14 protein-coding genes are annotated in these 10,322 nt (G+C 46.9%); 9 read left to right on the forward strand and 5 right to left on the reverse strand.

The window, feature by feature from the left end:
• Positions 1 to 150: 150 nt before the first annotated feature.
• From QUB14_RS16795 to psbN, 3 genes are all read right to left on the reverse strand, one after another.
• Entirely contained in the window at positions 151 to 1,062 is a 912-nt protein-coding gene (locus QUB14_RS16795) for an MBL fold metallo-hydrolase (protein ID WP_006633695.1), read from the reverse strand.
• Position 1,063: 1 nt separating this feature from the next.
• Complete coding sequence (gene aroC / locus QUB14_RS16800) at positions 1,064 to 2,164, reverse strand: chorismate synthase (protein ID WP_190659307.1); 1,101 nt, start codon at positions 2,162 to 2,164, stop codon at positions 1,064 to 1,066.
• A 244-nt stretch (positions 2,165 to 2,408) separates the two neighbouring features.
• Positions 2,409 to 2,540, reverse strand: coding sequence for a photosystem II reaction center protein PsbN (gene psbN / locus QUB14_RS16805; RefSeq protein WP_006633693.1), 132 nt, complete (start codon positions 2,538 to 2,540; stop codon positions 2,409 to 2,411).
• A gap of 212 nt (positions 2,541 to 2,752) precedes the next feature.
• On the opposite strand from psbN, the gene psbH reads away from it, so the two are divergent.
• The 4 genes from psbH (at position 2,753) to QUB14_RS16825 (ending at position 4,294) form a co-directional block, all read left to right on the forward strand.
• Positions 2,753 to 2,956 carry a photosystem II reaction center phosphoprotein PsbH gene (psbH, locus tag QUB14_RS16810; RefSeq protein WP_015176007.1) on the forward strand — a complete coding sequence of 68 codons (204 nt, stop codon included), beginning with the start codon at positions 2,753 to 2,755 and terminating at the stop codon, positions 2,954 to 2,956.
• Between the two features lie 151 nt (positions 2,957 to 3,107).
• Complete coding sequence (locus tag QUB14_RS16815) at positions 3,108 to 3,368, forward strand: TatA/E family twin arginine-targeting protein translocase (protein ID WP_333218176.1); 261 nt, start codon at positions 3,108 to 3,110, stop codon at positions 3,366 to 3,368.
• A complete protein-coding gene (gene pth / locus QUB14_RS16820; RefSeq protein WP_333218177.1) occupies positions 3,369 to 4,031 on the forward strand; it encodes an aminoacyl-tRNA hydrolase in 663 nt (220 codons plus the stop codon).
• Positions 4,028 to 4,294, forward strand: a complete 267-nt coding sequence (locus QUB14_RS16825; RefSeq protein WP_006633689.1) for a DUF3146 family protein — start codon at positions 4,028 to 4,030, stop codon at positions 4,292 to 4,294. Before pth ends, QUB14_RS16825 begins: the two co-directional genes overlap by 4 nt.
• A gap of 81 nt (positions 4,295 to 4,375) precedes the next feature.
• On the opposite strand, the gene QUB14_RS16830 is transcribed toward QUB14_RS16825, so the two are convergent.
• Positions 4,376 to 4,750 (reverse strand): S-layer protein, encoded by a 375-nt coding sequence (locus QUB14_RS16830; RefSeq protein ID WP_333218178.1) that lies wholly within the window; start codon positions 4,748 to 4,750, stop codon positions 4,376 to 4,378.
• 84 nt (positions 4,751 to 4,834) lie between these two features.
• Positions 4,835 to 5,662: a type II CAAX endopeptidase family protein gene (locus tag QUB14_RS16835; RefSeq protein WP_333218179.1), complete on the reverse strand. Its 828-nt coding sequence runs from the start codon at positions 5,660 to 5,662 to the stop codon at positions 4,835 to 4,837.
• Between the two features lie 376 nt (positions 5,663 to 6,038).
• On the opposite strand from QUB14_RS16835, the gene QUB14_RS16840 reads away from it, so the two are divergent.
• From QUB14_RS16840 to QUB14_RS16860, 5 genes are all read left to right on the forward strand, one after another.
• Positions 6,039 to 7,508 (forward strand): GTP-binding protein, encoded by a 1,470-nt coding sequence (locus tag QUB14_RS16840; RefSeq protein WP_333218180.1) that lies wholly within the window; start codon positions 6,039 to 6,041, stop codon positions 7,506 to 7,508.
• Between the two features lie 104 nt (positions 7,509 to 7,612).
• Positions 7,613 to 9,007 (forward strand): 3' terminal RNA ribose 2'-O-methyltransferase Hen1, encoded by a 1,395-nt coding sequence (locus tag QUB14_RS16845; RefSeq protein WP_333218182.1) that lies wholly within the window; start codon positions 7,613 to 7,615, stop codon positions 9,005 to 9,007.
• Positions 9,008 to 9,073: 66 nt separating this feature from the next.
• On the forward strand, positions 9,074 to 9,412 hold the full coding sequence (locus QUB14_RS16850; RefSeq protein ID WP_333078691.1) for an AbrB/MazE/SpoVT family DNA-binding domain-containing protein: 339 nt from the start codon (positions 9,074 to 9,076) through the stop codon (positions 9,410 to 9,412).
• Entirely contained in the window at positions 9,406 to 9,729 is a 324-nt protein-coding gene (locus QUB14_RS16855; RefSeq protein ID WP_333218184.1) for a type II toxin-antitoxin system PemK/MazF family toxin, read from the forward strand. Before QUB14_RS16850 ends, QUB14_RS16855 begins: the two co-directional genes overlap by 7 nt.
• Before the next feature lie 208 nt (positions 9,730 to 9,937).
• Positions 9,938 to 10,322: AAA family ATPase (locus QUB14_RS16860; protein WP_333218186.1), on the forward strand; the 385-nt coding region annotated here is incomplete at its 3' end.

The raw sequence follows: 10,322 nt of genomic DNA on the forward strand, positions 1-10,322 counted from the left end.
CTTAACAAGCAAGAATTATACCATGCAGTTAAGAGTTTGCTGCCTATTAAAAAAAATTGTGGAGCTGGTCTCGCCCCCAGCTCCACATATTCACATAACAATTATGGTTCGATCGGTTGATGGTTCGATCGAGCTCGCCTAGGCGAATGTTCAGAAGCCGATCGGCAAAATAAGACCCTCGCGTGCCATGACAGCCTTCGGAAAAGCAATTTGCACGTCTTCGGCGATGCGATCGAGAAAATCGTCTGTGTGAGCCGGATCGTGGTGAAAAATCACCACTCGTTTCACCCGGGCCTCCTTAGCCATTCTCACCGCTTCCTGCCAAGTCGAGTGTCCCCAACCCACCTTCGGAGACTTGGGGTTGTGATATTCCTCGTCTGTGTACATCGCATCGTAAATCAGCACATCAGCGTCGAGGGCTAAATTGTAGACATTCTCATCTAGGCGATCGGGAAAATGTTCAGTATCCGAACAATAAACAACAGAACGTCCCTGCCAAGTCACCCGATAGCCCATAGCAGTATTCGGGTGATTCAGAGAACCCGTCCTAATCTCAATATCGTCCAGCATCATCGTCTGGTTGTGATGGAGTTCGTAGAAATTCAAATCTGCCTGCAAACCCATCAGCGGCACCGGCGAATTCGAGTGCAGCACCCGTTCGACAAAGTGCCTTTTCATGCAATCTCCATCCGGCGGAGTCGCCCCGTAAATATCAAAGCTATTGCCGCGGATGAAAGCTGGGGCGAACAGCGGGAAACCTTGAATGTGATCCCAGTGATAGTGAGTAAAAAACATATAAGCTTGCACGGGCATTTCTTGCACCAACTGGTCTCCCAGCATCCGCAAGCCTGTTCCGCCGTCAAAAATCAAGCGTTTGCCAGCGACTCGCATTTCCAAACAAGAAGTATTGCCGCCGTAGCGAACAGTTTCCTGTCCGGGTGTCGGAACACTGCCCCGCACGCCCCAAAACTGTACTACAAAATCATCTATACCTTTTATTGATTCGGAGGGTTGAGGGCAATCAACGGGAGTTGCCGCTACAGAGGACAAGCTGATTTCCATTTTAAAATTCAGGCTTTAAGGTTCCACATTGTCCGTGATGGCGCAGCAGATGGTCGCACAACACTAAAGCTACCATCGCTTCCACCATTGGCACAGCTCTTGGCAAAACGCAAGGGTCGTGCCGTCCCTTGGCAGCCAGCAGCGTTTCTTCGCCTTCTCGGGTAACGGTGCGCTGCTGCTGGCGAATTGTTGCAGTTGGCTTGAATGCCGCCCGCAAAATGATATTTTCGCCGTTAGCAATCCCACCCTGAATTCCGCCAGAGCGATTCGTCACTGTACGAATTACACCCTTATCATCAGTATAGTATTCATCATTATGTTCGCTGCCCTTGAGCAGAGTCCCGGCAAACCCGGAACCAATTTCAAAGCCTTTGCTGGCGGGCAAGGACATGATGGCTTTTGCCAAGTCGGCTTCGAGTTTGTCGAATACGGGCATTCCCAGTCCTTTGGGTACATTGCGGGCGACGCATTCGACTACACCGCCGATCGAATCTCCGCTGTCGCGAACTTTTTCGATCAGTTCAATCATTCTTTCGGCACATTCGGCATCTGGACAGCGGACGATGTTGCTTTCTACTTGTTCTAAGGTAACAGTGTCCGGGTCGGCGACACATTCTAAGTCTTTGATGCGTTTGACGTAGCCGACTATTTCGACTCCTGCTGCTTGTTTGAGAATTTTTTTAGCGATCGCGCCTGCTGCTACTCTACCAATTGTCTCTCTCGCGGAACTGCGACCTCCGCCTTGCCAGTTACGAATTCCGTACTTAGCATCGTAGGTAGCGTCAGCGTGAGAAGGGCGGTAAGTTGTCGCCATTTCGCCGTAATCTTGGGGGCGAGTGTCTTGATTGCGGACTAAAATTGCGATCGGCGTCCCCAAAGTTTTGCCTTCAAACACTCCCGACAGAATTTCGCAGGTATCTGCTTCTTTGCGAGGCGTGGTAATTTTGCTTTGGCCGGGGCGGCGGCGATCGAGTTCGGCTTGAATTTCCGATGCGTCGATCGACACCAGGGGCGGGCAACCGTCAATTACTACTCCCACACCGCCGCCGTGAGATTCCCCAAATGTCGAGATCCGAAATAAATGCCCAAAGGTATTGCCCATTATGCTTTGCCCTGAAACTTAATAATTTTTAGCTTAAATGGAATAGAGATTTACTGTATTTCTGAAAAATATACCATTGACGAGTAGGCGACAGGCGATCGTCCCGCAGCATCACTCCCTTCCCACCCCTAGAAGAATATCTACCAGGGAGAGAGGGAGAGACAGAGAATAGGAGATATCTGGAAACACACTTAAATTCATCCGTGTCTCCGTGTCCGAATCCGTGTTGTGCCTTCCTTCTTCTTTAGTCTTCGTGTTCTTCAAAAGGATCTCTCAATTCCTTAGAGGGGGGACCGAAAGCGGTGTAGATCGAGAATCCGGTGATTGCCACCAGACACACGCCCAGTGAAATGCCTAGAACTGCTGCAGGTTCCATATTTTTGATCGATTATGAGTGCTCAACTCTATAATATTACAAAAAATAACAATCCGTCTGAAAGTCTAGTGATTTTAGGCGCTCTACGGTATGGCAGCCAACCCCCACTCCCCGTTGTCCGAGTCCCGTTCCCGCATTTCTGAGAAATTGCGATCGCAATTAGCGGTGAAAATATGTCAAACTTCTCTGTAGAGATTCATTGCAGGTGACTTATGGCACAACGAACTTGGTTAGGAGATATACTCAAACCCCTTAACTCAGAGTACGGCAAGGTGGCTCCTGGTTGGGGTACCACGCTGTTGATGAGCGTTTTCATTGGACTGTTTTTCGTGTTCTTGTTGATTATTTTGCAAATCTACAACTCTTCTCTGATTCTGGAGAGTGTGGATATGGATTGGTCGAGCCTAGGCCGCTAAAAATTGATCGCAAAACAGTAAGGCTAAAAGTAAAAGCTGAGGGTTGAGGAGAAAGGGCAAAAGCTAAGTTTTCCCGTTTTTCCTTACCCTTTCCGATTACTTTTGCCATAAATAAACAAGAAGTAACTAAACAAATTGCTGGAGAAAAACCATGAATATTTTTGGCATTGGTTTGCCCGAAATGGCCGTTATTTTTACGATCGCCCTATTGGTATTCGGTCCCAAAAAATTACCTGAAATCGGCAGAAGTATGGGGAAGGCAATTCGGGGCTTTCAAGACGCTTCGCGGGATTTTGAGTCCGAGTTCACGCGGGAAGCCAACCAGTTAGAAGAAGCAGTAGCAACTAGCAGCAAACCGGAAACTGAAAAACTCGCGGCAGCTACTCCCAAGGAAGATAGCACAAACATTTAAATGAACAACTCTCAGAAGTCGGAAACACCAGCGGAGTTAGTGATTCCCCAGCTAATAGTTGGGTTGGGAAATCCCGAACCTAAATACGATCGCACCCGACACAACATAGGCTTTAATGCTGTCGATGCCTTGGCTCAATCTTGGCAGATTTCTCTGTCGGAAAATCGCAAATTTCAAGGCATATTTGGCGAGGGAAACCGGCCGCGGGGACAGAAAATCCGCTTGCTGAAACCGCTTACTTACATGAATCTCTCCGGTCAAGCGATTCGGGCGGCGGCGGATTGGTACAAAATACCTGCAGAGTCGGTATTAATAGTATACGATGATATGGATTTGCCGATCGGGAAATTGAGAATGCGGCTTGCCGGTTCAGCCGGCGGGCACAACGGCATGAAATCGACAATTTCTCATTTGGGTACAGACAAATTTCCCCGCTTGCGGATTGGCATCGGCAAACCTCAAAACGATGCTGCTAGAAATGAGAAAGATACGATTTCCTTCGTTTTAGGAAAATTTTCCTCAGAGGAAAGTCAGTTAGTAGAGAAAGTGCTTAAACTGGTTGTAGAAGCTGTGGAACTAAGTCTGCACCAAGGAGTAGAAAAAGCCATGAGCCTTTACAATAGTCGCACAATTGCAGAAACAAACGCGGAAACAAAAAGGTGAGTTCGAGACGTTTGCCTGAAACAACTGCATATGTCCGGGTTACTGGCCAATCTTGGCAAAAAGGCACGATTGAGGGTGAAGTGACTGCCGGCAATTTTGAGTGGCAGTTTCAGTGGCGTTTCACGTCAGAAAAAACACTGATACTTGAGCCTTCTCAGGGTAGGGCATTGATTCAGGAACCGCTGCACCGTTTCTTGGAGAAATGGGATTATCAATTAGAACCAGGTGGCGATTATTCGTTTACGGTTCGGGCTCAGTTTTAAAATCTTGGTAATGGGAAATGCGGAAAAGGTAATCGGGAAGAAAAACTTCCTCTAGTAGGATATCCCGATTCCAGTAATTCTTTAATTAATCACGGGAAATTGCTGTAATGGGAAATTGGGAAAGGGCGATCGGGAAGGCAAACTTTCTCTAATAGGAGGTTCCGATTTCAGTGATTCTTTAATTAAAGCAGGTGGCGTCCCTTCTCGGTAAGCCCCGCAATAATACATTGTCAAAACAGCTTTGTAAGCCCAGTGATTGGAAGGTACATCGCTAAAAGGATTTGGCAGGGTTTCAGCCTGATTCTGCACGCAAGCATTGAGAATTTGTTCTGGCGCTGTCTGCACTTGAACTAAAGAATTATTTGGCTTGACTTGTGCGGTATTTTGTGCGTTTGCAGGAGCTAACAAACCTGTATAAATTAACACTGTAGTAGTGGCAAAGATGCTGAGTTTCATAAGTTTATAAATTTCTGAATAAGTTGGGTGGTAGTGAGGACTTTAGTCGTCAAAGCTGTGGGAAATAAGGAGTCTTCGTCCTTACTACAAACCTTTGGAATGTTCAGACATTTTTCGCATTCCCAAGGCCAAGACACTCAAAAACAACAGCCCGATCGCCCCAGCTAGCGGATTGCCGTTAACTCCTGTCACCCAGTCGGGAACCGATGCCGAATATCGCACTAACTGCCCGATGTTAATCATGTAATATCCCCAGACTAAACCTGCATGAAGCCCGATCGACAAACCGAGGCGATTTTGGCGCGATCTTTTTCCCCAAACCAGAATCAAACCCAGCAGCAATAACCCCGGAAACTGCGGCCAACTCCGCAGCATAGCCGCGACAGGTTTGATAAAATGAGATAGGGCAAACACGAGGCTATTCGCCCACAGAGATATTTTATAATTGTAATCCCGCTGCAACTCGTCCAGCAACCAACCACGGAATACCAACTCCTCCGCAAAACCGACTCCAAGGGCGCTTAACAGCCCTTCTGCGATGATTCTCGGCAAATTATCAGAATTTTGCCACGCGACTAAGCCGAACAGCCCTTGCACCGCAAATAAGCTGAAAGTGAGCAAAAGCCCGATAGCCAATCCGATTAAAAGCTCAAAACCGTTTTTTCGCGTATTGATTAAACCGTAACTTTTGAGTAATTGGGTTTGTCCGTAAACCTGTTTTCCCCAGCGCGGCACTAGGAACAGAAACTCAGTAAACAACAATCCCATTGTCAGAATAGTTGCGAGGTTACTATCTTTAACTAAGAGATAAATGGGTGCTGCTAGCGGCAACCAAATTGCTAGCAAGATTAATAGGAAAGTTATTACACGTAAAGGAAATGGATAACTGGCGATTTTGAGAAGGTTAATCATTGTTGTAAATGAGTTGAAATTCGGTAAATCGGCTTATTGGTCTGTCGGACTGTCCGACAGGGGTTAAAAACCCCTGTCTCATAGCGAAAGTCCTCTCAAAGAAAACTGAAATTTATCACAATCTAATTTAGGTTGGCAGTCGGTTTTAACCGACTTTTGCTATAAGACGGGGATTTAAATCCCCGGCGGGCTTGCGGGTGAATGCGAGAACTTTTGGCTGAGTCAGGCTTGAGTAAATCCGAGAGTTAGAATTTGGTAAATCCGAGAGTTAGAGTTGGATAAATCCGAGAGAATGTACAAAGCAGACGGAAAAAGCTAGAATGGCATGGTATCGGTTGAAACTTTAAGTGAAGCAAAGCTATAACATCAGGTAACAATGACTGAAGCCTCGGATTTTTCAAATGTCGATCGCGAATTAGATGACACAATTTTAAGCTTCGCAGACATTCAGGCAGAACTCAACCTGCGCCACGCTAAAGATGCTCTGCGAGATATAGTAGAAAATCTCGACTTGACAGTTCAAGAGCGAACTGGACTGGAACCGGAAATTGGCGGGTTAGAAAAAATGCTCGACAAGCTAGAGCGCGCTTGCGTGCAAATAGCTGTGTTTGGGATGGTGGGAAGGGGAAAATCTTCGGTTTTGAACGCGCTGCTAGGTCAAAATGTGTTTGAAACTGGCCCGACTCACGGGGTGACTCGCACCACGACTATCGGGCAGTGGGATGTCGGAGAGGGCATTGATAAGAATTTGCCCGATGGCTTACGCCCCGCTACGCTACGACTTTCGCCAGTTATTTACCGTTTGTCGCAAGTTGAATTAATCGATACTCCGGGAATAGATGAAGTTGACGGCGAAACTCGCGAACTTTTAGCCCGCCGCGTTGCTCAACAAGCTGATTTGATTTTGTTTGTAGTTGCTGGCGACATTACGAAGGTGGAATACGCAGCACTTTCGCAGTTGCGGGAAGCCGGAAAACCGATGTTATTAGTGTTTAATAAAATTGACCAGTATCCTGATGCAGACAGGCTGGCAATTTATCATAAAATTCGAGACGAGCGCGTAAGAGAATTGTTGTCTCCCGATGAAATTGTGATGGCGGCGGCTTCGCCTTTGACGGCGAGGGCGGTGCGCCGTCCCGACGGAAGTATGGGCGTGCAAATGACTCGCAGTTTGCCACAAGTGCAAGATTTAAAATTAAAGATTTTGGAGATTTTAGACCGGGAAGGCAAATCTTTGGTCGCGCTAAATACGATGCTCTGTGCGGGGGATATTAACGAGCAGTTGGTGCAGCGAAAAATGGAAATTCGAGATGACGCGGCTAATCGAATTATCTGGAACGCGGTAATGACTAAAGCTGTGGCGATCGCACTTAATCCAATTACTGTAGTTGATATTCTTAGCGGCGCGGTAATTGATGTGGTGATGATATTAACTTTATCTAAAGTTTACGGCATTGCGATGACGGAAGCGGGCGCGGTGGAATTGCTGCAAAAGATTGCGATTAGTATGGGGGGGATTACAGCCGGTGAATTGTTGGCTAATTTTGGCTTGAGTTCTTTGAAAGGATTCTTGGGTTTGGCGACGCCAGCGACGGGGGGTTTGGCTTTAGCGCCTTATTTGTCTGTGGCGGTGACGCAAGCTGCGATCGCGGGGGTTTCTTCCTACGGTATCGGTCAAGTTACTAAGGCTTATTTGGCTAATGGTGCTTCTTGGGGAGATGATGGGCCAAAGGCTGTTGTGAGCAAGATTTTGTCTTCTTTGGATGAGGAGTCTATTTTAAATCGGATTAAGGAAGAGTTGCGGGCTAAGTTGGATTTGGGAAGTGTGGAAAAACAGAAATCTTAGTAGTCAGTAGTCAGTAGTCAGTAGTCAGTAGAAGCAATTATGCAATAACAAACACCAATGCCCGATGCCCGATGCCCGATGCCCGATGCCCAATTCCTAATATTATGTTATTAACCATCTCTACAACTCGCGTACCTGCTACAGATTTGGGTTATTTGCTGCACAAACATCCCGAGCGCCATCAATCCTTTCCGATGACTTTCGGGCAAGCCAGCGTGTTTTATCCAGAGGCAAATGCAGAAAGGTGCACGGCGGCTTTACTGTTAGATGTCGATCCGGTTGGTTTGGTGCGGGGCAAGTCGAAATCGGGCGATCGCCCCCTCGAACAATACGTGAACGATCGCCCCTACGTTGCCTCTTCTTTTCTCAGTGTCGCCCTCGCCAAAGTCTTTAGTACAGCTCTATCCGGTCGCTGCAAAGACCGCCCAGAACTCGCAGAAACGGCTATTCCTTTGACAGTTAATCTGTCGGTTTTGCCCTGTCGCGGTGGCGAGAAGTTCCTGCGGCAAATGTTTGAGCCGCTGGGCTATCAAGTCGCAGCAAAACCCCTGATTCTTGACGAGCAATTTCCCGAGTGGGGCGCGAGTCCTTACTTTTCTGTGGAACTGCAAAATACTGTTCGTTTGGCGGATTTGTTAAGCCATCTTTACGTGCTAATTCCCGTGTTAGATGACGACAAACATTATTGGGTGGGCGATGATGAAATCGAGAAGTTATTGCATCACGGCGAAGGTTGGTTGAACGCGCATCCCGCCCGCGAACAAATTGCCAACCGGTATCTGAAACGCCAGCGCCGTCTGACGCGAATTGCTGTGGCACAGTTAGCAGAAGAAGCTCATATCGACCCTGAGGAGATCGAAGTTTCTCATCAGCAAGAAGAGGAAGTTTTAGAACAGCGAATTAGCTTGAATCAAGAGCGTTTGGAAGCTGTGACAGAGGTTTTAAAGGAATGTGGTGCTAAGCGAGTGGTTGATTTGGGCTGCGGTGAGGGAAAACTGCTGAAACTGCTTTTGAAAGAAAGCTCGATCGAACAAATTACAGGCGTCGATGTGTCCTTTCGTGCATTGGAAATTGCCAGGGAACGTTTGCAAATCGATCGATTGTCTCCCGCAAAACAATCTCGCATTCAACTAATTCAAAGTTCGCTGATTTATCGGGACAGCCGCTTGACTGGTTTTGATGCGGCGACGGTAATTGAAGTGATCGAACATCTGGATTTAGAACGGTTAGCTGCTTTTGAGCGGGTGTTGTTTGAATTTATCCGACCCAAAAGTGCGATCGTCACAACTCCAAATATTGAATATAATGTTCGGTTTGAAAACTTGCCGGCAGGCAAATTTCGCCACCGGGATCACCGCTTTGAGTGGACAAGGGCAGAATTTCAAATTTGGGCGAAAGGGGTTGCCGAACGGTTTGGCTGTCGGGTAGAGTTTCGTTGTGTGGGAACTGAAGATTTAGAAGTAGGTTCGCCTACGCAAATGGCAATATTCGCCCAGTGAAAATAATACCGACAGTCTGTTTGTGCTTACAATATAGTTAAACTTGGAAAAATGCAGGCTTCCGCTATGAGTAAATCTATTCAAACCCAGATCGTTGAAATTGACAATTCTCAGGGCATTCGCATTCCCAAATCTTTGTTAGAGCAAATTGGTATTAGCGAAGCAGTAGAAATCGAAGTTCACGGCGATCGGATCGTCATTCGTGCAGCCCAAAAACCGGGTGCCGATTGGTACGTCATTGGTTCAGCCCAAAAACCGCCTGCCGGTTGGATCGTCATTGGTGCAGCCCCAAAACCGCGTGCCGGCTGGGAGGAAGCGTTCGCAAAAATGGCAGAGCAACATGATGATGTCCTTCTTGATGATGTCACCACTACGGAGTGGGAGGAGCTTGAGTGGCAATGGTAGTCAAACGTTTTGATGTTTTTCGAGTTAACCTTGATCCCACTGTTGGCAGTGAAATTCAGAAACCTAGACCTTGTTTGGTGATTTCACCAGATGAGATGAACAAGCGCATTGCCACTGTCATCATTGCTCCAATGACAACGAAGGGGCGACCATATCCCAGCCGCATAGATTGTCATTTTCAAGGCAAAGATGGGCAAATCGTCCTCGATCAAATTCGGACTGTTGACAAAAATCGATTAGTTAAATATCTCGGTCAAATCAGCGCTGACGAACAAAAAGCAGTTTTAGATAGTTTGGTAGAGATGTTTGCTGAATAATAATATTAAATGAAAATTACGCTTCCAGAACTATCCCTAGTCGTTCTCATCGGTGCATAACTGGTTCCCAGGATATTCCTGGGAACCGATGCCCAGAGGCTCTGCCTCGCTTTCGTTCGATGAGAATTCGAGGCAGAGCCTCTGGATATGCGTTACCAGGAATATCCTGGGAACGAGTAAACGAGTAAAAAATCTATGTTATTAAAAAATGAAAATTACTTTTCCAGAACTATCTTTAGTCGTTCTCATTGGTGCATCCGGTTCAGGCAAATCCACCTTTGCGCGGCAGCATTTCCTACCTACAGAAATCATTTCATCGGATTACTGCCGCGGTCTGGTTTCCGACGACGAAAACAATCAAGCGGCCACCGCTGATGCTTTTGAAGTATTGCATTTAATCGCTGCTAAACGTCTGGCCGCAGGTAAGCTAACTGTGATTGATGCCACCAACGTTCAGCCGGAAAGCCGCAAATCTTTGTTGGAATTAGCCCGAAAATATCATTGCTTTTTGGTTGCTACAGCACTTTGCGTGACTAAGAGGTACAGTAACAGCAGTGAGCCAAATAATTTTCGATTTGCTTACTTGAACATAA

Origin of the sequence: Microcoleus sp. B3-D2 (assembly GCF_036705345.1) — a bacterium.
Lineage (GTDB): Bacteria > Cyanobacteriota > Cyanobacteriia > Cyanobacteriales > Microcoleaceae > Microcoleus.

Bases quoted from the DNA above. Each gene is read 5' to 3' on its own strand.
- QUB14_RS16795 (WP_006633695.1), bottom strand. From the start codon at position 1,062: ATGGAAATCAGCTTGTCCTCTGTAGCGGCAACTCCCGTTGATTGCCCT.
- aroC (WP_190659307.1), bottom strand. From the start codon at position 2,164: ATGGGCAATACCTTTGGGCATTTATTTCGGATCTCGACATTTGGGGAA.
- psbN (WP_006633693.1), bottom strand. From the start codon at position 2,540: ATGGAACCTGCAGCAGTTCTAGGCATTTCACTGGGCGTGTGTCTGGTG.
- psbH (WP_015176007.1), top strand. From the start codon at position 2,753: ATGGCACAACGAACTTGGTTAGGAGATATACTCAAACCCCTTAACTCA.
- QUB14_RS16815 (WP_333218176.1), top strand. From the start codon at position 3,108: ATGAATATTTTTGGCATTGGTTTGCCCGAAATGGCCGTTATTTTTACG.
- pth (WP_333218177.1), top strand. From the start codon at position 3,369: ATGAACAACTCTCAGAAGTCGGAAACACCAGCGGAGTTAGTGATTCCC.
- QUB14_RS16830 (WP_333218178.1), bottom strand. From the start codon at position 4,750: ATGAAACTCAGCATCTTTGCCACTACTACAGTGTTAATTTATACAGGT.
- QUB14_RS16835 (WP_333218179.1), bottom strand. From the start codon at position 5,662: ATGATTAACCTTCTCAAAATCGCCAGTTATCCATTTCCTTTACGTGTA.
- QUB14_RS16840 (WP_333218180.1), top strand. From the start codon at position 6,039: ATGACTGAAGCCTCGGATTTTTCAAATGTCGATCGCGAATTAGATGAC.
- QUB14_RS16845 (WP_333218182.1), top strand. From the start codon at position 7,613: ATGTTATTAACCATCTCTACAACTCGCGTACCTGCTACAGATTTGGGT.
- QUB14_RS16850 (WP_333078691.1), top strand. From the start codon at position 9,074: ATGAGTAAATCTATTCAAACCCAGATCGTTGAAATTGACAATTCTCAG.
- QUB14_RS16855 (WP_333218184.1), top strand. From the start codon at position 9,406: ATGGTAGTCAAACGTTTTGATGTTTTTCGAGTTAACCTTGATCCCACT.